Annotated in this window: 14 protein-coding genes; 3 read left to right on the top strand and 11 right to left on the bottom strand. The window is 60.2% G+C overall.

Annotated elements, in window-relative coordinates; translation table 11 throughout:
- Nucleotides 1-154 precede the first annotated feature (154 nt).
- The gene (gene ccoG / locus ACOI8A_RS21685) at nt 155-1,591 is read left to right on the top strand and encodes a cytochrome c oxidase accessory protein CcoG (protein WP_420649905.1); all 1,437 of its coding nucleotides are present in this window, start codon (nt 155-157) and stop codon (nt 1,589-1,591) included.
- A 220-nt stretch (nt 1,592-1,811) separates the two neighbouring features.
- Nucleotides 1,812-3,221 (top strand): GntR family transcriptional regulator MpaR, encoded by a 1,410-nt coding sequence (gene mapR, locus ACOI8A_RS21680; RefSeq protein ID WP_420649906.1) that lies wholly within the window; start codon nt 1,812-1,814, stop codon nt 3,219-3,221.
- Nucleotides 3,222-3,313: 92 nt separating this feature from the next.
- Here mapR and ACOI8A_RS21675 read toward each other — a convergent pair whose 3' ends face one another.
- From ACOI8A_RS21675 to tpx, 7 genes are all read right to left on the bottom strand, one after another.
- A complete protein-coding gene (locus tag ACOI8A_RS21675) occupies nt 3,314-4,060 on the bottom strand; it encodes an SDR family oxidoreductase (protein ID WP_420649907.1) in 747 nt (248 codons plus the stop codon).
- Nucleotides 4,061-4,150: 90 nt separating this feature from the next.
- A complete protein-coding gene (locus ACOI8A_RS21670) occupies nt 4,151-6,232 on the bottom strand; it encodes a putative bifunctional diguanylate cyclase/phosphodiesterase (protein WP_420649908.1) in 2,082 nt (693 codons plus the stop codon).
- Between the two features lie 270 nt (nt 6,233-6,502).
- Nucleotides 6,503-7,972, bottom strand: coding sequence for an efflux transporter outer membrane subunit (locus ACOI8A_RS21665; RefSeq protein WP_420649909.1), 1,470 nt, complete (start codon nt 7,970-7,972; stop codon nt 6,503-6,505).
- Complete coding sequence (locus ACOI8A_RS21660; protein WP_420649910.1) at nt 7,969-11,076, bottom strand: efflux RND transporter permease subunit; 3,108 nt, start codon at nt 11,074-11,076, stop codon at nt 7,969-7,971. Before ACOI8A_RS21660 ends, ACOI8A_RS21665 begins: the two co-directional genes overlap by 4 nt.
- Nucleotides 11,073-14,177, bottom strand: coding sequence for an MdtB/MuxB family multidrug efflux RND transporter permease subunit (locus ACOI8A_RS21655; protein ID WP_420649911.1), 3,105 nt, complete (start codon nt 14,175-14,177; stop codon nt 11,073-11,075). Before ACOI8A_RS21655 ends, ACOI8A_RS21660 begins: the two co-directional genes overlap by 4 nt.
- A complete protein-coding gene (locus tag ACOI8A_RS21650; RefSeq protein WP_420649912.1) occupies nt 14,174-15,478 on the bottom strand; it encodes an MdtA/MuxA family multidrug efflux RND transporter periplasmic adaptor subunit in 1,305 nt (434 codons plus the stop codon). The genes ACOI8A_RS21655 and ACOI8A_RS21650 overlap by 4 nt, the downstream gene beginning before the upstream one ends.
- A gap of 189 nt (nt 15,479-15,667) precedes the next feature.
- Nucleotides 15,668-16,168, bottom strand: a complete 501-nt coding sequence (gene tpx / locus ACOI8A_RS21645; RefSeq protein WP_258696018.1) for a thiol peroxidase — start codon at nt 16,166-16,168, stop codon at nt 15,668-15,670.
- A gap of 325 nt (nt 16,169-16,493) precedes the next feature.
- On the opposite strand from tpx, the gene ACOI8A_RS21640 reads away from it, so the two are divergent.
- Nucleotides 16,494-16,919 (top strand): YciI family protein, encoded by a 426-nt coding sequence (locus ACOI8A_RS21640; protein ID WP_420649913.1) that lies wholly within the window; start codon nt 16,494-16,496, stop codon nt 16,917-16,919.
- A gap of 15 nt (nt 16,920-16,934) precedes the next feature.
- Here ACOI8A_RS21640 and ACOI8A_RS21635 read toward each other — a convergent pair whose 3' ends face one another.
- The 4 genes from ACOI8A_RS21635 to ACOI8A_RS21620 form a co-directional block, all read right to left on the bottom strand.
- Nucleotides 16,935-17,606 carry a DUF3313 domain-containing protein gene (locus tag ACOI8A_RS21635; protein ID WP_420649914.1) on the bottom strand — a complete coding sequence of 224 codons (672 nt, stop codon included), beginning with the start codon at nt 17,604-17,606 and terminating at the stop codon, nt 16,935-16,937.
- 119 nt (nt 17,607-17,725) lie between these two features.
- The gene (locus tag ACOI8A_RS21630) at nt 17,726-18,700 is read right to left on the bottom strand and encodes a hypothetical protein (protein ID WP_420649915.1); all 975 of its coding nucleotides are present in this window, start codon (nt 18,698-18,700) and stop codon (nt 17,726-17,728) included.
- Between the two features lie 298 nt (nt 18,701-18,998).
- Nucleotides 18,999-19,478 (bottom strand): DUF934 domain-containing protein, encoded by a 480-nt coding sequence (locus ACOI8A_RS21625; RefSeq protein ID WP_420649916.1) that lies wholly within the window; start codon nt 19,476-19,478, stop codon nt 18,999-19,001.
- Entirely contained in the window at nt 19,475-21,148 is a 1,674-nt protein-coding gene (locus ACOI8A_RS21620; RefSeq protein ID WP_420649917.1) for a nitrite/sulfite reductase, read from the bottom strand. Before ACOI8A_RS21620 ends, ACOI8A_RS21625 begins: the two co-directional genes overlap by 4 nt.
- Nucleotides 21,149-21,163: the final 15 nt, after the last annotated feature.

Raw genomic sequence — 21,163 nt, 5'->3', positions numbered from 1 at the left:
ATCTGCGCCTGTGCCTGCGGGCTGCTTCAAGTTGTCGCAGGCACGCCGCCAAGTCCCATCTGATCCGCTTTTTATTCATTTAGCTGAGTCTGTTATGCAAACAGATCGGCGCTCATAGTGCATCGGCCTGATGGAGGCTGATGAGCGACTGACCATGAGCGAACAAATCCCCGTCCGAACCCTGGAAACAGATTCCAAGCCGAAGATTCAGAATGTGCCATTGCGTCCAATGAAGACCAAGGCCGGCTCCAGCGACAACCAGATCCACACCCGCAGCTTCACCGGGCTGTTTCGAACCCTGCGCATGAGTGGCGCGGGGTTTCTGTTTTTGCTGTTCTTCGGCACCGTGTGGCTGACCTGGGGCGGGCGACAAGCCGTGCTCTGGGACCTTTCCGAAAGCAAATTCCACATCTTTGGCGCGACGTTCTGGCCGCAGGATTTCATCCTGCTGTCGGCGCTGTTGATCATCGCTGCGTTCGGCCTGTTCGCGATCACGGTGTTTGCCGGCCGGGTCTGGTGCGGTTACACCTGCCCGCAGAGTTCGTGGACGTGGATTTTCATGTGGTGCGAAAAGGTCACCGAGGGCGAACGCAACCAGCGCATCAAGCTGCAAGCCGCGCCGTGGAGCCTGAACAAACTCGCGCGCCGCGCCGCCAAGCACACGATGTGGCTAGCGATCAGCGTGCTCACCGGCCTGACCTTTGTCGGCTACTTCACGCCGATCCGCCCGCTCGCCGAAGAACTGCTGACCCTGCAAATCGGCGGCGTCAGCCTGTTCTGGGTGCTGTTCTTCGCCGCCGCCACCTATATAAACGCCGGTTGGCTGCGCGAAGCAGTGTGCATGCACATGTGCCCGTATGCGCGCTTCCAGAGTGTGATGTTCGACAAAGACACACTGGCGATCTCCTACGACGTGGCGCGTGGCGAAAACCGTGGCCCGCGCAAACGCGACGTCAAACCGCTTGAGGCCGGCCTCGGTGATTGCATCGACTGCCAACTCTGCGTGCAGGTGTGCCCGACCGGGATCGACATCCGCGACGGTCTGCAAATGGAGTGCATCGGTTGCGCGGCGTGTATCGACGCCTGCGACTCGATCATGGACAAAATGAATTACGCCCGCGGCCTGATCCGCTACACCTCCGAGCGCGAGTTGCAGGGTGGCAAGACGCATCTGCTACGCCCGCGTTTGATTGGTTACGTCGCGGTGCTGCTGGTGATGATTGGCGCGCTGGTGCTGGCATTGGTCGAACGGCCGATGGTCTCGCTGGATGTGACCAAGGATCGCGGCTTGTTCCGCGAGAACGCCTTGGGCCAGATCGAGAACATCTACAGCATGAAAGTCATCAACAAGACTCAGCAGCGCCAGGACTACAAGCTGAGTCTGGTGGATGGCGACGGTTTCCAGTTGCAGGGCAAGACCGAGCTGAGCCTTGCGCCGGGCGAGATTGTCGATGTGCCGGTGTCGGTGGCGATGACCACGGATCGGCCGTCGAGCAGCTCGCAGACGGTGAGTTTCAAGATTGAAGACAGTGATGAGCCGGCGGTGAATAGCGTGGCGAAGAGCCGGTTTGTTGCGCCGATGAATCGTTGAGCCGTTAGAATCCCCCCCTCACCCCAGCCCTCTCCCCCCGAGGGGGCGAGGGTGAAAGGGAGCAGATCTCAGTTGTTTTCAAACCCGAGTTCGACTCGATATCCCAGGTCGATGTATTTCGTGAGCATCCCCCGATCAGTCCCCTCTCCCCCCGGGAGAGGGCTAGGGTGAGGGGCTTTTCCCTGACACCCTACACATCCAGCAAGCACCAAGGCCCCCGATGAAACGCTACGAAAAATTCGCCGAAGACATCGCTGAACTGATCCGCTCCGGCGTTCTCGGCCCCGGCCAACGGGTGCCGTCGGTGCGCTACGCCAGCCAGACCTACGGCGTCAGCCCGTCCACGGTGTTCCAGGCCTACTACCTGCTCGAGCGCCGTGGCCTGATCCGTGCGCGGCCGCGTTCCGGCTACTTCGTCAACACCCACGCACCGAGCCCGTTCTCGGAGCCAGTGATCAGCAGCCACGTCAGCGATTCGACCGAAGTTGACGTCAGCGAGCTGGTGTTCTCGGTACTCGAATCGATCAAAGACCCAAGCACCGTGCCGTTCGGCTCGGCGTTCCCTAGCCCGACGCTGTTCCCACTACAACGCCTGTCGCGCTCGCTGGCCAGCGCGGCACGGGAGATGGATCCGCGCATGGTCGTCACCGACATGTCGCCGGGCAACCCGCAACTGCGTCGACAGATCGCCCTGCGCTACATGGTCGGCGGCTTGATGCTGCCCATGGAAGAATTGCTGATCACCAACGGCGCGCTCGAAGCGCTGAACCTGTGTCTGCAAGCCGTGACCGAACCCGGCGATCTGGTGGCCATCGAAGCCCCGGCGTTCTACGCCAGCCTGCAAGTGCTCGAGCGACTGAAACTCAAAGCCGTGGAAATCCCGGTGCACCCGCGCGACGGCATCGACCTCGGCGTGCTCGCGCAGACTCTGGAGCGGTATCCGATCAAGGCATGTTGGTGCATGACCAGTTTCCAGAACCCGATGGGCGCGACCATGCCCGAGGCCAAGAAGCAGGAACTGGTTGAGCTGCTGCGCCGCCATCAAGTGCCGTTGATCGAAGACGACGTCTACGCCGAGCTGTATTACGGCCAGCAAGCGCCGAAACCGGCCAAGGCCTTTGATACCGAAGGTCTGGTGATGCATTGCGGTTCATTCGCCAAGAGTCTGGCCCCCGGCTACCGCATCGGCTGGGTTGCTGCGGGACGCTACGCGCAGAAGATCGAACGCCTGAAGCTGATGACCTCGCTGTGCGCTTCAATGCCGGCGCAAGCGGCCATTGCCGATTACCTGCAACACGGCGGTTATGACCGACACCTGCGCAAATTGCGCTACGCACTGGAAGAACAGCAGAGTGCGATGCTCGCAGCGATTGCGCGCTACTTTCCAGCGCAGACGCGGGTCAGCCAACCGGCCGGTGGCTACTTTCTGTGGCTGGAGCTGCCAGCGCAGATGGACTCGTTGAAGTTGTTTCAGATGGCATTGGCGCAAGGCATCAGCATCGCACCGGGGCCGATTTTTTCACCGACCCAGCGCTTCAGGAATTGTATTCGCTTGAACTATGGCAGCCCGTGGACTGAAGACACCGAAAAGGCGATGGAGACGTTGGGGCGGATTGTTAGATCCTTTTAACAGCAAAAGATCGCAGCCTGCGGCAGCTCCTACAGAGAAACGCTTATTCCCGGGTAGGAGCTGCCGCAGGCTGCGATCTTTTGATCTTGCTCTTAACGCCCACCACCCAAGTCAACAAAAGTCCCGGTCGCATACGAAGCCTTGTCCGACAGCAACCAGACAATCGCCTCCGCCACTTCATCCGGACGCCCCCCGCGGGCCATCGGAATCCCCGACTCAAGCTTGCTGACCCGATCGGGATCACCGCTCAATGCGTGAAAATCCGTGAAGATGTAGCCCGGCCGCACCGCATTCACCCGAATCCCCTCGCCCGCGACTTCCTTGGACAAACCGATGGTGAAGGTGTCGAGCGCGCCTTTCGACGCTGCGTAATCAACGTACTCATTCGGCGAGCCCAAGCGTGCAGCAACCGAGGACACATTGACGATGCTGCCGCCCTGCCCGCCATGCTTGGGCGACATGCGCAGGATCGCGTGCTTGGCGCAGAGGATCGGCGCCAGAACATTGGTCTTGAGGATTTTGAGGATGCGAAATTCGGACATCTCGTCGACCCGCGACTTGTGCCCGACGGTGCCGGCGTTGTTCACCAGTGCGGTGACCCGGCCCAATTCGCTGTCGACCCGTTGAAACAGCGCGATCACTTCGTCTTCGATACTGACATCGGCGCGCACCGCAATCGCTGTGGCGCCGCGTTCACGCAACTGATCGAGCACGTGATGGGCAGCCTGTTCGTCCGACTGGTAATTGATGCAGATCCGATAGCCTTGCTCGGCAGCCAACATTGCCGTGGCGGCACCAATCCCGCGCCCGCCTCCGGTAATCACAATGACTTTATCCATGCTGGCCGTTCCCCTGAATGCACACGTAACAGTCGGGGGCAAGAATAACCGTCATTGGCGGTTTTTGCATGGCGAGCGTAGTGACCCAGGTCAGACCTTGGCCAGTTGCTCGCCACGTACGATGTCGCGCATGAAGCGATCCGCCGGCAACGGATGCCCAAGCAGATAGCCCTGCAGCGAATCACACCCCAGTTTCGTCAGAAAATCCTGCTGTACGCCGGTCTCGACACCTTCGGCAACAATTCGCAGACCGAGCGCCTGACCCAGCGCCACGATGGCGGAGACGATCGCTGCGTCGTCACTGTCATGCTCCAGATCACGTACAAAACCCCGGTCGATCTTCAGCTCGTTGGCCGGCAGGCGCTTGAGGTACATCAGACTCGAATAGCCGGTGCCGAAGTCATCAATCGACAGGTCGACGCCCATGTCCGACAATTCCTGCAACACCATCATGCTCGCGTCGGCGTCGCTCATGGCGGTGGTTTCGGTGATTTCCAGAGTCAGGCTGTTGGCCGGCAAATGGTGGGTGGCCAAGGCTTTGGCGACGCTCTTTACCAACCCGGCGTGACAAAATTGCAGCGCCGACAGGTTTACCGCGATGCGCCAGTCGGTGTAACCGAGCACGTACCACTCGCGCATCTGCCGACACGCTTCGTTGAGCACCCACTCGCCAATCGGGATGATCAGCCCGGACTTCTCCGCCAGATCGATGAATTTGTCCGGCATCAGCATGCCGTGCAGCGGATGTTCCCAGCGCAGCAGCGCCTCGGCACCCACCGCGCGACCGCCGACGGCATCGAATTTTGGTTGGTAATGCAGACTGAATTCGCCGTGTTCCAGTGCCGCGCGCAAGTCCTGCAACAACTGCAATTGCTTGCGCGCGTTGCTGTTCATCGAGGCGTCGAAGAAGCTGTAGCCGTTCTTGCCGCCGCCCTTGGCGTGGTACATCGCGGCGTCGGCGTTCATCAGCAACTCCTGCGCGGTTTCGCCGTTACCGGGGTACAGCGCAATGCCGACGCTGGCGGAAATCTGCAAGTCATGATCGGCGACACGGAACGATTGCCCGATCAAGCTGACCTGCCGCGCGGCCAGACCCAGCGCATCGTTCGGTTCACTCAGGCGTACCAGCAGCACAAATTCATCGCCGCCGATCCGCGCCAACGTATCCAGACTGCGCAGATCTTCGCGCAGACGCACACCGACTTCGCGCAACAACTGATCGCCCATGTGATGGCCGAAGGCATCGTTGACCGGTTTGAAACCGTCCAGATCGATGAACATCAACGCAAAGCAGCCGCCCTGCTCCTTGACCTTTTTCATGGCCTGATTGATCCGGTCGTCCAGCAGCAGACGATTGGGCAGACCGGTCAATGTGTCGTGCAAGGCAAGCTGCGTGAGTTCGCGGTTGGCCACGACCAGCGAGTGGGCCAGATCGGCAGTACGTGCTTCGAGGCGCGCATCCAGAACCGAGGTAAGCAGCGCGATGCTGAGCACCGCCAACGTAGTGATCAACACCAGGCTGTCGAGACCATTGCCGTTCAAGCCACTGAACGCGGCGCCGCAAAAACTGCCTTCGGGAAACCGCGCCGCCGCCATGCCGGTGTAGTGCATGCCGACAATCGCCACGCCCATGATGATTGCCGCACCGGCGCGGAACAGCCGAACGTAGGGCGAATTCTGCCGCAGCCGGAAGGCGATCCACAGTGCCGCGGCAGACGCGCCGACCGCAATCACCAACGAAGCACCGAACAAGGTCGGATCGTAATCAATCCCGGGTGTCATGCGCATCGCGGCCATGCCGGTGTAATGCATGGCGCTGATACCGGCGCCCATGATCAACGCGCCGAACGCCAGTTGCCATGCCGGCAACTTCGGCTGACTGACCAGCCACAGCGCAAAACCACAGGACAGCACGGCAATCACCAGCGACAGCGCAGTGATACCGACGTCGTAACCCAGGCTGATCGGCAGTTTGAAAGCCAACATGCCAATGAAATGCATCGACCAGACGCCGATGCCCATGGCGAACGCACCACCCGCCATCCAGAAATGCACGGCGCGACCTCTGGCCGTGGCGATGCGCCCGGTCAGATCAAGCGCGGTATAGGACGCGAGAATCGCCACACACAGCGAAATGAAGACCAGCGTGAAGGAATAACTACCGATGAGCATGCGAATTCTCGTGACCACCCCGCCGTACTCCGTCCGTTCTCAGCGGGGCCAAAGGCCGCGATTGTACTGATTGCACGGAAGAACGCACTGACAAACTGAGCAATTGGCCATCAAGCCGATGAAACGCTTGTTTTATTGTTCTACAACGCTCTAGCACGGTGGCTCGGTTCATGTAGGAGCTGCCGCAGGCTGCGATCTTTTGACTTTGTTTGGCGTAATCAAGATCAAAAGATCGCAGCCTGCGGCAGCTCCTACAGGATCGGATCCAGCCTATGGGGTTTCGGTGGGTTCGAGCTCGCCGTCCCAGCCGCCACCCAGTGCGGCAATCAGTTGCACGCTGGCGATCAAGCGACTCTGCAGGATATTCAACACGGTGCGCTCGTTGTTCAAGGCAGTCGCCTGCACCACCACTACATCGAGGTAAGCAATCACCCCGGCCTTGTACTGGTTTTCGGTCAGGCGCAAGGAATCTCGCGCAGCATCCAACGCTTCCTGACGCACTGCCGCTTCGTCTTCGTACACCTTGAGTTGCACCAGATAGTTTTCCACCTCGCGGAAGCCGTCGAGCACGGTCTGGCGGTATTTGGCCACGGTCTGGTCGTAGACCGCTTCGGTGCGGTCGACTTCTGCCGAACGTATGCCGCCGTCGAACAGTGGCAGGGTCATTTTCGGGCCGACCGACCAGAAGCGGTTGGGCAGGCTGATCAGGTTCTGCGAAGTACTGCTGCTGTAACCGCCACTGAGGCTGAGTGACAAGTCCGGGTAATAGGCGGCTTTGGCCACGCCAATGTTGGCGTTGGCGGCGATCACCGAGCGTTCGGCCGAGGCGATGTCCGGGCGGCGTTCGAGCAATTGCGATGGCAGACTCAGCGGAATCTGCGGGAGCTTGGGAATGTTCTGGGTTTCAGCAATGTTGAACTGCGCTGGCGGCTGGCCAGTGAGCACCGCGATGGCGTTTTCGAACTGCGCGCGCTGCCAGATCAGGTCGACCAGATCGCCCTGAGTGCTTTTCAGTTGAGTCTGCGCCTGAGCCACTGCATCACGCCCGGAAACGCCCGCGTTGTACTGGTTCTGAGTCATTTTCAGCGAGCGCTGATAAGCCGCGACGGTCGATTCGAGCAAGCGTTTCTGCTGGTCGATCACGCGCAATTGCAGATAGTTCTGCACCAGTTCCGACTGCTGGCTCAGGCGCATCGCCGCCAGATCGGCAAAACTTGCCTGAGCGCTGGCCTGGTCAGCCTCCAGACCCCGGCGCAATTTGCCCCAGATATCGGCCTCCCAACTGACCCCCAGCTCGGCGTTGTAGGTATCACGAATGCCGCTGGAAGAACTGCTCAGGCTCGAACTGCTGCTGCCGGTGCCTTGGCTGGAGCGGGTCTTGCCGACGCTCAGATCAACGCTTGGGTAAAACGCGCCGCGCGCGCTACGCACCAACGCCTGCGCCTGACGGTACTGAGCTTCGGACTGGGCGACGGTCTGGTTCGAGCTGTTGAGTTTCTCGATCAGTTCGTTGAGCTGGCGGTCGCCATACAGCTCCCACCACGCGCCACGCGCCAGCGAGTCGCTCGGGTTGGCCTGACGCCAGCCCTCGGCCTCTTTGTACTGGGCGATTTCAGCGGTTTGCGGGCGCTGGTAGTCCGGGCCGACGGCGCAGGCACTGAGCATCGCCACGCACAGTGACAGGCTCAACAAACGCGAACCGCGAACAGTGGCCAGAGTGAAAAGCGAACGGTCGGTCATAGCGGAGTTTCCAGAGCAGCATCAGTACGCACGCCGCGCCATTTGTTGAAGCGATGGCGCAGCTTGTCGAGATAGAGGTAAACCACCGGGGTGGTGTAAAGGGTCAGGACCTGGCTGAAAATCAGCCCGCCAATAATGGTCAGGCCCAGAGGCTGGCGCATTTCCGCGCCTTCGGCACGGCCGAGCAGCAATGGCAAGGCACCGAGGATTGCCGCCAGCGTGGTCATCAGGATCGGCCGCAGTCGTTGTAGACAGGCGCTGCGGATCGACTCCAGCGGCGACAGCCCTTGATGGCGCTCCAGTTGCAGCGCGAGGTCGATCATCAGGATCGCGTTCTTCTTCACCACGCCGATCAGCAGGAACAATCCGAGCAACGAGATCAGGCTGAATTCACCGCCCAGCGCATAGATCGACAGCAGCGCACCAACCCCGGCCGATGGCAACGTGGACAGAATGGTCAGTGGGTGAATGTAGCTTTCGTACAGCACGCCAAGCACCAGATACACCGCCAGCAACGCACCGAGAATCATGAACGGCTGGCTTTTCTGCGTGGCGGCGAAGGCGTCGGCGGTGCCGGCCATTTTCGCGATCACGTCTTCCGGCAATCCGACCTTGGCAATCGCCCGCTCGATGGCAGCGCCACCCTGCTCCACCGTCACGCCTTCGGCCATGTCGAAAGCGATGCTTTCAGAGGCAAACTGGCCTTCATGGCTGACACGGTCGTTTTCCAGACTGTTTTCGTAGTGAGCGAAGGTCGACAGCGGAATTCGCGCGCCATCGGCGGTAATCACTTGGACCTGCTTGAGCGTCACCGGATCCTGGGCATATTTCGGATTGACCTCCATCACCACTTGATACTGGTTGAGGCTGTCGTAGATCGTCGAAATCTGCCGCTGGCTGTAAGCGTTGTTGAGCACAGCGGTGACCATCTCCATATCTACGCCGAGACGTTTGGCCTGATCGCGGTCGACAATCAGCGTCACCTGCTGAGCCCCTCCGCCCTCGCGGGCATCGATCGCGGTCAGTTCCGGCAAGGCTCTGAGCGCGGTCACCACTTTCGGGTACCACTCGCGCAAGGCCCCCAGGTCACCGCTTTGCAAAATGTAGCTGTACTGCGACGTGGTCTGTTCGCGGCCACCACCAAATTGCAGGTCCTGATCGGCCATCAGCATCAACTGTGCGCCGGGCACCTTGGGCATTTCCTTGCGCATGCGCTCGATGACTTTTTGCGCCGACAGATTGCGCTCCTTGATCGGTTTCAGACGCACCAGCATGAACGCGTTGTTGGTGCCGTTGCTGCCACCAATGAAACCGGCAACGCTTTCTACTGCAGGGTCCTTGAGCACTTCGCGGCGGAAGATTTCCATCTTCGGCTGCATCACGCTGAACGACAGCCCGTCATCGCCCCGCACGAAGCCGATCAACTGGCCGGTGTCCTGCTGCGGCATGAAAGTCTTCGGCACCACTACATACAGCGCGACGTTGACCCCGACCGTGACGAACAGGCTGAGCAGGGTCAGGCGTCGATGGCGCAGCACCCAGTCGAGGCTGGTGGCGTATTTGCCGACCATCCAGTCGTTAGTACGCCGACTCCAGCGTTGCAGGCGATTTTCCTGGCCCGGCGTATGCGGTTTGAGCCAGCGCGCGCAAAGCATCGGCGTCAGGGTCAGCGAAACCACCAGCGACACCACGATGGCTGCAGCCAGCGTGATCGAGAATTCGCGGAACAGGCTTTCGACAATCCCGCCCATGAACAGGATCGACAGGAACACCGCCACCAGCGACACGTTCATCGACAGCAAGGTGAAGCCGACCTCCTTGGCCCCGAGGTACGCGGCCTGCATCGGTTTGACACCTTCGTCGATATGCCGGGAGATGTTCTCCAGCACCACGATGGCATCGTCCACCACCAGTCCGGTGGCGAGAATCAGCGCCATCAGTGACAAGTTGTTCAGCGAAAACCCGTAGAGGTACATCACGGCGAAGGTGCCGACCAGCGACACCGGTACCGCCAGCGTCGGAATCAACGAAGCGCGGAAGTTACCGAGGAATAGATAAACCACCAGAATCACCAGCGCCACGGCGATCAGCAGGGTCATTTCCGCTTCGTGCAGCGTGGCTTTGATCACCGGCGAGCGGTCCATCGCCAGATTCAGTTTGACGCTGGCCGGTAACACCGCTTGCAGCGCCGGCAACTGGGCCTTGATCTCGTTGACCGTTTCGATGATGTTAGCGCCCGCCTGGCGGTTGATCACCAGCAGCACCGCCGCATCATCGTTGAAGAAGCCGCTGTTGTAGCGGTCTTCGACGCCATCGCTGACCTTGGCCACGTCCTTCAGACGCAACGCGGCACCGTCGGCGTAGTGGATGATCAGCGATTCGTAATCCTTGGCTTTCTCCAACTGATCGTTGGCCTGGATCTGCCACAGCCGCTGGCCGTCCTCGACCGAACCTTTCGGCCGGCGCACGTTGGCTTCGGCGATGGTCTTGCGCACATCGTCGAGCGCCACGCCGTACTGGTTCAGCGCTTGCGGTTCGAGTTCGATGCGCACCGCCGGTAGCGAACTGCCGCCGATCTGCACTTCACCGACGCCCTGCACCTGCGACAGGCTTTGCGAAAGGATGGTCGAGGCCAAATCGTACAACTGACCTTTTTCCAGCACGTCCGAAGTCAGCGACAACACCATGATCGGCGCTTGCGACGGGTTGACCTTCTTGTAGGTCGGCATGCTGCGCATCCCGCTCGGCAGCAAATTGCGCGAGGCGTTGATCGCCGCTTGCACTTCACGCGCTGCGCCGTTGATGTCGCGGTCGAGGTCGAATTGCAGAATGACTCGGGTCGAGCCTTGGCTGGAACGGCTGCTCATGGTGTTGACGCCGGCAATCGCGCCGAACGAGCGCTCCAGCGGCGTGGCCACGGTCGAGGCCATGACTTCCGGGCTGGCACCGGGCAGGCTGGCCTGCACCACGATCACCGGGAAATCCATTTGCGGCAGCGGCGCCACCGGCAGCAGGCCGAAACTCACGCCACCGAGCAGCATGATCGCCAAGCTCAAAAGCATGGTCGCCACCGGACGCTTGATGAAAGGACCGGACAGGTTCATGGCTGTTCTACCGGCTCCACGGCCGAAGGCGCGCGGCCCCAGCGCCGACCGAGACGGTCGAAATAGAGGTAGATCACAGGTGTAGTGAACAGCGTCAGCACTTGGCTCAGCAGCAAACCGCCGACCATAACCAGACCCAGCGGTTGACGCAATTCAGCGCCGGAACCGGTCGCCAGCATCAGCGGCACCGCGCCGAACAGCGCAGCCAGCGTGGTCATCAAGATTGGCCGGAAGCGCAGCAGCGCAGCTTGATAGATCGCGGTTTCCGGGTCCATGCCCTGATTGCGCTCAGCATCGAGGGCGAAGTCGATCATCATGATCGCGTTCTTCTTGACGATGCCGATCAGCAAAATGATGCCGATGATCGCGATCATCCCCAGATCGTTGCCACTGAGCAGCAACGCCAGCAAGGCGCCGACCGCCGCCGATGGCAGGGTCGAGAGAATGGTGATCGGGTGGATGTAGCTCTCGTAAAGCACGCCGAGCACGATGTACATGGTCACCACCGCCGCCAGAATCAGCAGCAAGGTGCTCGACAGCGAAGCCTGGAATGCTTCGGCCGCCCCCTGGAACTGGGTCTGCACGCCGATCGGCATGGCGATGTCTTTCTGCACCTGCTCGATCACGTCCACCGCATGCCCCAGCGCCACACCGGGCGCGAGGTTGAAGGACATCATCACTGCCGGAAACTGGCCGATGTGAGTGATCGCCAGTTGCGCCTGGCGTTCTTCGATATGCGCCAGACTCGACAGGCGTACCTGACCGCCGTCGGTGGTTTTGACGTGAATCTGATCCAGCGCCTGCGGGCCGATCTTCTCGCCGGACTGCGCTTGCAGCACCACGCGGTACTGGCTGGCCTGGGTGTAAATCGTGGAAATCTGCCGTTGGCCAAAGGCGTCGTACAGGGCATCGGTGATGTTCGACACCGACACGCCGAGGCGCGAAGCCGCGTCGCGATCGATCACCAGAAACACCTGCAAACCCTTGTCCTGCAAATCGCTGGCGACGTCGGTCAGTTCCGGGCGCTGCGCCAATGCTTCGACCAGTCGCCCGCTCCACTGACTGAGCAGTTCGGAGTCCGGCGAGGACATGCTGAATTGGTATTGCGTGCGGCTGACCCGGTCTTCAATGGTCAGATCCTGCACCGGCTGCATGAACAGGCGAATGCCCACCAGTTTGTCGAGTTGTGGTTGCAGACGCGCAATCACTTCTGTGGCGCTCAGGTCGCGGGCACCGTGCGGCTTGAGGTTGATCAGCAAGCGGCCACTGTTGAGCGTGGCGTTGTCGCCGTCGATACCGATATAGGACGACAGGCTTTCCACGGCGGGATCTTCAAGAATCACCTTGGCCAGCGCTTGTTGGCGCTCGCCCATCGCTGCAAAGGAAATCGACTGCGGCGCTTCGGAAATGCCCTGAATCACACCGGTATCCTGCACCGGGAAGAAGCCTTTCGGCACCACCATATACAGCACGACCGTCAGCGCCAATGTGCCGATGGCCACCAGCAGGGTCAGCGGCTGATGCTTGAGCACCCACTGCAACTTGCGTCCGTATGCGGCGATCATCCAGTCGATGACCGCGCCGCTGGAACGGTAGAACCGGCCCTGTTCGTGCGGCTCAGGCTCTCGTTTGAGCAAACGCGCGCACATCATCGGCGTCAGGGTCAGCGAGACCACCAGCGAAATCAGGATCGCCACCGCCAAAGTGATGGCGAACTCGCGGAACAATCGCCCGACCACATCGGCCATGAACAGCAGCGGAATCAATACCGCGATCAGCGACAGGGTCAGGGAGATCAAAGTGAAGCCGATCTGCTTCGCGCCTTTGAGCGCGGCCTGCATCGGACTGTCACCCTCTTCAATGAAGCGCGCGATGTTCTCCAGCATCACGATTGCATCGTCGACTACAAAACCGGTGGCGATGGTCAGCGCCATCAGTGTCAGGTTGTTCACCGAGAACCCGGCCAGGTACATCACGCCGAAGGTGCCGATCAGCGACAGTGGCACGGCAATCGAGGGAATGATCGTCGCGCTGGCGCGGCGCAGAAACAGGAACGTGACCATCACCACCAGCGCGATGGCAATCAACAGTTCGTGCTGCACGTCGGTGACCGAGGCGCGGATGGTCTGGGTGCGGTCGGTGAGCACGGTGACTTCGAGGCCGGCCGGCAAGTTGTCGGTGATGCTTGGCAGCAGCGCCTTGATCCGGTCAACCACTTCGATCACGTTGGCACCCGGTTGGCGCTGAATATTCAGCAACACCGCTTGATTCTGATTGGCCCACGCTGCCAGGCGCTCGTTCTCGGCGCCGTCGACAATTTCTGCGACGTCTTTGAGCCGCAGCGGCGCACCATTGGCGTAGGCCAGAATCAGGTTGGCGTAATCCTTCGGGGAAGTCAGTTGGTCGTTGGCATCGAGCATCGACACCCGGGTCGGGCCGTCGAAGTTGCCCTTGGGCTGGTTGACGTTGGACGCGCCAATCAAAGTGCGTACGTCCGACAGGTTCAAGCCGTTGGCCGCCAGTGCTTCCGGGTTGACCTTGATCCGCACCGCCTGACGTTGACCGCCGGCAATGCTGACCATGCCGACACCGCTGATCTGCGCGATTTTCTGCGCCATGCGCGTATCGACCAGATCGTTGAGCTTGGGCAGCAGCATGGTTTTCGAGGTGATGGCCAGGGTCAGCACCGGGGTGTCCGCCGGGTTGACCTTGTTGTACACCGGCGGCGCGGGCAGATCGGTTGGCAGCAGATTGGTCGCGGCGTTGATCGCGGCTTGCACCTGCTGCTCGGCGACGTCCATATTGATGTCGAGGCTGAAACGCAGGGTCAGCACCGAAGCGCCGCCGGAACTGGTGGAGGCCATTTGCGTCAGGCCCGGCATCTGCCCGAACTGACGCTCCAGCGGCGCGGTCACGGCGCTGGTCATCACGTCCGGACTGGCGCCGGGATACAGAGTCATGACGCGGATGGTCGGGTAATCGACCTGTGGCAACGCCGAAACCGGCAACAAGCGATAAGCGATCAAACCGGCCAGCACGATGGCCAGCATGCTCAGCGTAGTGGCTACCGGACGGAGGATGAACAGCCGCGAAATGTTCATGCGCCCTTCTTGGCCTTGTCCGTTACAGCAGCGTCAGCCGGGGTCGCGGCCGATTTGCCTTGCAGATGTTCGGTCGGGGTGGTGGGCACTTCCTGGCTGTCGTTGACCACTTCCACTTCGCTGCCTTCTTTCAAGCGGTCGGTGCCTTCCAGCACCACGCGGTCACCGGCGGCAAGGCCTTCGGTGATCACGGTGTTGTCGCCGTCGCTGGCGCCGATTTTCAACTGGCGGATGGTGACTTTTTTGTCGCCGTCCAGCGCATAAACGAAGGTGCCGTTGGTACCGAACTGAATCGCCGCCGACGGTGCCAGCACGACGCCTTTCAGCGTATCGGCCAGCAGGTGAATGTTGACGAACTGATTGGGGAACAGCGACTGATCGCGGTTTTCGTAGCGTGCCTTGAATTTCAGGGTGCCGGTGGTCACGTCGATCTGGTTGTCGAGGCTTTGCAGCACGCCGGTCGCTTGCAGTTTTGTGTCACCGCGATCCCAGGCTTCGGCCGGCAGCTTGGCGCCGCTGCGGTAGCGCGCGAGCACGGTATCGAGGGTGTTTTCCGGCAGCGTGAAGGCGACGCTGATTGGCTGGGTCTGGGTGATGACCGCAATGAACGTGGTGTCATTGGCGGTGACCAGGTTGCCAACGTCGATCTGCCGCAAACCAACGCGGCCGGCAATCGGTGCGCGAATCTTGGTGAATTCGAGATTGAGCTTGGCGTCGTTGACCGCCGCCTGATTGGTCTTCACGGTGCCAAGATACTGGCCGACCAGCGCTTCAGCGGTGTCCAGCGTCTGCTTGGCGATGCTGTCTTCCTTGAACAAGCCGCGATAGCGCTCGACGTCGACCTGCGCGTTTTTCAGTTGTGCCTGATTCTGCAGCAAGGTGCCTTCAGCCTGCAGCAAGGCGTTCTGGTACGAGCGCGGGTCGATCTCTGCCAGCAGGTCGCCGGCCTTGACCATCTGCCCTTCTTCGAAATGGATCTTCACCAGCTCGCCGCCCACCCGGCTGCGCACGTTGATGGTGTTCAGCGCTGTTACCGTGCCCAAGGCTTTGTAGTACAGCGGGAAGTCACCCTTGACCGCCGGCGCCACACGCACCGGGATCGGCCCGGCCGCACCACCGAAGCCCGGACGCATCATCCCCGAACGACCGGTATGGCCGCCAGCCTTGTCCGCGCCCTCCTTATTGGCTGAGCCGGCGGGCCAGAATTTCCAGCACAGAACGGCGATGACCAACAATACGAGCAGGCTGAGCAGCCAGCGACGGGAGTTACGGGAGGACGATTGCATGGAGTGATTAACCATTGGGCGCGTGGGCTTCTTCTACGGGAGGCTGAACGATAAGCACTGATGGGGGTAAAGCAAAGCAGCTTTACCGGCAATTTACCTTCAACTTACGTTTCAAGGTGTGAAGCAAAACACTGATACACAAATGAAAACGGCCTGGACAGGGCCAGGCCGTTAACAATTGTAAAACCGCTTATTTCAGAACAGTTATTTCAGAACGGCGAGCGCTGCGTCGTAGTTCGGCTCTTCAGCGATTTCCTTGACCAACTCGCTGTGCAGCACGTTGTCGTTTTCGTCGAGCACGACCACGGCACGCGCAGTCAGGCCTTTGAGCGGGCCGTCAGCAATGGCCACGCCATAGTTTTCGATGAACTCGGCGCCGCGCAGGGTCGACAGGTTCTGTACGTTTTCCAGGCCTTCGGCGCCACAGAAGCGTGCCTGAGCGAACGGCAGGTCAGCCGAAATGCACAGCACCACGGTGTTGGCCACGTCATTGGCCTGAGCGTTGAACTTGCGCACGGAGGTGGCGCAGGTCGGGGTGTCGACGCTTGGGAAGATGTTCAGCACTTTGCGCTTGCCGGCGAAGCTCGCCAGGGTCACGTCGGACAGGTTGCCGGCAACCAGGGAAAAGGCTGGCGCCTTGGAACCGGCTTGTGGCAACTGGCCGTTGACTTGAACCGGGTTGCCTTTAAGAGTGACTTGAGCCATGAACGTAGTCCTTCTGAACGTTGTTGTTAAGAATTTCTGAGAGGCCGAAGTTAACCACGAAATTGTCCGACGACCTATGGTTGAACTGAAATTGTCATGGTTGTGCACGCGAAACTGGATACAACCGATCTGCATCATTCCCACTGTAGGAGCTGCCGCAGGCTGCGATCTTTTGATCTGGCTCTGGCTGTTAACGATCAAAGTCAAAAGATCGCAGCCTTCGGCAGCTCCTACAGGGGGTCGGCGATTTATGGTTTGTTTGTCGATTCAGGTTTCGCTTATTCGACTACACCGTGAATAACCTCAAATCATTGGAGAAAAAACCATGCGCTTCATGATCATCGTCAAAGCCAGCCCGGATTCCGAAGCCGGGGTCATGCCCAGCGAAGAACTGCTCACCGCCATGGGCAATTACAACGAGGAACTGGCCAAGGCCGGCATTCTGGTCTCGGCCGATGGCCTGCACCCCAGCAGCAAAGGTGCTCGCGTACGTTTCAGCGGCGAAACCCGCAGCGTGATCGACGGCCCGTTCGTCGAAACCAAAGAGCTGATCGCCGGCTACTGGATCTGGGACGTGAAATCCAAAGACGAAGCCATCGAATGGGTCAAACGCTGCCCGAATCCGATGCCCGGCACCGATGCCGAAATCGAGATTCGCCAGGTGTTCAGCGCCGAAGACTTTGGCGCTGAATTCACCCCCGAGTTGCGCGAACAGGAAGAACGCATTCGCGACCAGTCCAGAAAAGCCTGACACCTGGAACGTTGGTTATTTGGATTTGAGCTTGAGGTAGGACTGATGCAGATCCGAAGCCCAGCCATCTATCACGTTTTTAACGTCACTGGCCTGCATCACCTGCGAATCGTTTTGCAGCGGTTTGCCGGTGCCTTTGCGCACGACTTGAGCGAGCACATGGTTGTTGCCGCCATCGAGAAACACCGCTTCAGTGGCCAGCGTGGTTTCCTGATCGCGAATACCACTGGCCGTGCTGACCGCCGCCGCCACCAGTGCAATCGGAATCACTTCATACGGTTTCAGACCTTCAGTCTTGCTGCTGACTGCGGTGATCGCCGCACGCACCACAATCACGCCCGGGCCAGGAGCAGCGGCCAATGGCAGCGACTTGCCGAGCTCACGTTTGAGCGCCTGATCGTAATAACCGGTGATGCCATTGAGGGTCTGCTGCGGAATTTTCACCGTAGCTTGCGGCTTGGGATAGAGCTGAGTCGGCTCGATGTAAACACTGGTGAACTTGCGGGTGTCGAGCTTGGGATCCATCCAGCGCATCACCTCGGCGCCCGACGGCGATTTGGCTTCCCTGAGCTGGCTGTAATCTTTCAGGAAGCCGGAGTACTCATCGGGAGCGACGGTTTTGCTGGAGCAGCCCACCACTCCGAGCGTGGCAATGCACAGCGTGCTCATCATTACTGCTAGCTTCATGCTGTAACTCCTGTCAGATGTCCGGATTTATTGCGTGGGGAAATACAGTTATAGCTAAACCCCGGTTTTTTGCGTTCGCCGAACGCAAAATTCGCGCAACCGATCACAAGCACAGTTGATTACCAGGAAGAAGTCTCACCACTCCTCATCTTCATCTCGCGCCGACTGTTCGCGCGCATCGCTTTGATCAACGACACCGTGCCCACCAGCAAGATCGCCGCGCCAAACAGGAAGTCGATGTTGTACAGCTGAAAGTCCTCCACCGGCCCCACCAGCAACACCCGCACTACGGCAATCCCCACCAGCGTCGCGAGGAAATCGATCCCCGGCTCTTCGCGGAAGAACACCAGCAGCAACGGCAGGCACAGCACCAGCAACAGCATGAACACCAGAACCTTGAACGAACCTTTACGCTCGACGCTGAACGCGCATTCATGCGGGCCGTAGGCCTTGTAGTCTTCGTCGCGGATCATCGAGTTGTTCTCGCTGATGTAGTCGACGCGGTTGTACTTCTGGATGGGTGTGAAGGTGTTGGACATCTCCATCAGCGTGGTGATGTTCTTGAAACGCAGGTCGACGCGCTCGGTGCCCTTGAGGTAGTAGAGCACCGGTTTGTAGCCGTAACGGTAGGTGTCGAAGGGGAATTCGGTGACGCGGCCCTGAACGCCGATCGGCCGCGATTCGAGTTCGGCGAACGCGCTTTTATTGGTCGCCGCCAGGTTACGGCTCAGGGGCAGGACTTTCACCTGTTCAAGGAAAATCGGCGTGACGCCGTACGACCATTGCAACGGCTCCAGCCGCAGGCGCAGTTCGTTGCGGCCGAGGTCGTAGCGGTTGAAGGTGCGCTCGGAAACCACCACCGCGCCGCTGAGCATGAACTCGCCGCGCAGGTTGTTGGTGATGCGCAAGGTCAGTTGATCCTTGCCCAGCAGCGCCGCTTCATTGGACGGCGGCGTGCCGCACCACGCGGTGCTCTGGTTGGCGCCGCCCAACTGGCCGTCGCGGTTTTCCTTGAACACGTAAAAATAGCTGGCCCACAGCATCAGCATCAAAAGCAACGCCGTGAGGCCCAAGATCTTCTTGCCCACAGTCACAAACAGACTCCCTTCTTCGTTCCGTCGTCCAGCCGAAAACCCGCTGGCGGCGAGGACTCTACCAAAAGGCCAGCATCGACCCAAGGAGAAATCCCGAAATGGGCAGCTATCTAAGGGTTTCCCCTGCATCGCTGGCGCACAAAGAACCTGTGGCGAGGGGATTCATCCCCGTTCGGCTGCGCAGCAGTCGTCAATCCTGAGTACTCGGTTCCCATGCCAAATCGCAGGGGGCCGCTGCGCAGCCCAACGGGGATAAATCACCTCGCCACAAAAGCACTCTACTGGCAGAGAGATAGAATCAGCGCCGACGAAATAACGGGCGTGGCTCGATCACTGAACGGCCGTACAGCACGCTCATTCCGGCCAACCCCTTGAGCGCATCCTCGGCAGATTTGTCCTCACGCACCGCGAAGCTGTCAAACCCGCACTGGCGCATGTGGCTGAGTTGATCGCGCAGCACATCGCCAATCGCGCGCAACTCGCCGGCCCAGCCGAAACGGCTGCGCAGCAGATACGCCTGGCTATAGGCGCGGCCATCGCGAAAACTCGGGAAGTCGAGGGCAATCAGCGGCAGTGAGGCCAGCCACGGCAGCAGGCTTTCGACGCCGTCATCCGGCCCTAACCACACCGCGTGGGTCGAGGGCGATTCGAGCCAGTGCGCCAGCGGCAGAATCGCCATGGCAGCGGGAAGATCGGTTTCAGGCGAGCGCACCAGCGTCCACGGATCATCCGCGACAATCCGCGCGCCGCCCTCCTCCATGCGCAGCAGATTATTCATGCCGAAACCTCCAGCGCTTTCGGATACACGCGTTCCTTGAACGGCTCCAACCCGATGCGCGCCACCGTATCGATGAACAACTCCTCACTTTCGCGATAGCGCACGAACGTGCCGATGATCCGCTCGATCACCTGCGGAATCTCCGCAGCGCTGAATGACGGGCCGATCACCTTGCCCAACGAACTGTTGCGACCCTGCGCGCCGCCAAGGGTGATCTGGTACCACTCGCTGCCGTTTTTATCGACACCCAGAATGCCGATATTGCCGATGTGGTGATGGCCGCAGGCATTGATGCAACCGGAGATATTCAGGCTGATGTCACCGAGGTCATGCAGATAATCGAGGTTGTCGAAACGCGCCTGAATCGCCTGAGTAATCGGGATCGACTTGGCATTCGCCAATGCGCAGAAATCGCCACCGGGGCAGGCGATGATGTCGGTCAGCAAGCCGACGTTGGCACTGCCCAGCCCATGTGCGCAGGCCTGTTGCCACAGCGCAAACAGTTGCGCCTTCGGCACGTCCGGCAAGACGATGTTCTGTTCATGGGCGATGCGAATCTCGCCAAACCCGAAACGCTCGGACCAGTCGGCCACCGCCAGCATCTGCTGGCCAGTGACATCCCCTGGCGGCGAAGCCTGACCCGGTTTGGTCGACAGCACCACGCTGGTGTAACCCGGCACTTTGTGCGGCTGCACGTTGCGCGCGACCCAGCGGGCGAACGCCGGCGTCTCGGCCATATGCGTGCCGAACTCCAGATCGGTATTGGCCAGCGCCTGATAGGTCGGCGGCACGAACGCGCTGGCAACCCGCTGGAATTCCGCTTCGGTCAACTGCGCCGGGCCGTCCTTGAGGTGCTGCCATTCTTCTTCGACTTCCTTGGCGAACGCCTCGATGCCCAGCGCTTTGACCAGAATCTTGATCCGCGCCTTGTACTTGTTATCGCGTCGGCCGTGGCGGTTGTAGACCCGCAGCACCGCTTCGACATACGAGAGCAAATGCTGCCACGGCAAGCCGTCACGAATCTGCAAACCGAGGATCGGCGTACGCCCCAGCCCGCCGCCGACGATCACGCGCAACAGCATCTGCCCGTCGCGACCGGGATAAAGATACAGGCCGATGTCATGCATCATGATCGCCGCGCGATCCTGTTTGGCCGAGCAAATGGCGATTTTGAATTTGCGTGGCAGAAACAGGAATTCCGGGTTGATCGTCGACCACTGCCGCAGGATCTCCGCCAGTGGACGCGGGTCGATCAATTCGTCCGCCGCGACCCCGGCAAAGGCTTCGGTGGTGATGTTGCGCACGCAGTTGCCGGAGGTCTGGATCGCGTGCATGTTGACCTGCGCCAGGCGCTCGAGGATGTCCGGCACATCGCTCAGCTCGATCCAGTTGAACTGCATATTCTGGCGCGTGGTGAAGTGGCCGTAGCCGCGATCATAGTCGGCGGCAATGCTCGCCAGCGTTCGTAGCTGATCGGCGCCGAGGGTGCCGTAGGGAATTGCCACGCGCAGCATGTACGCGTGCTTTTGCATGTACAGGCCGTTTTGCAAACGCAGCGGCAGGAACTCCTCTTCGCTCAATTCCCCGCCCATGAAGCGCTCGACCTGATCGCGAAACTGCGCAACGCGCTCGAACACCAGCGCCCGGTCGTAATCGTCGTACTGATACATCGGCCTTCCTCATCA

Source organism: Pseudomonas sp. P4795 (genome assembly GCF_048822895.1).
Classification (GTDB): Bacteria; Pseudomonadota; Gammaproteobacteria; order Pseudomonadales; family Pseudomonadaceae; genus Aquipseudomonas.
The sequence above is the reverse complement of the archived record's forward strand: the minus strand, read 5'-3'. Positions and strand labels throughout refer to the sequence as shown.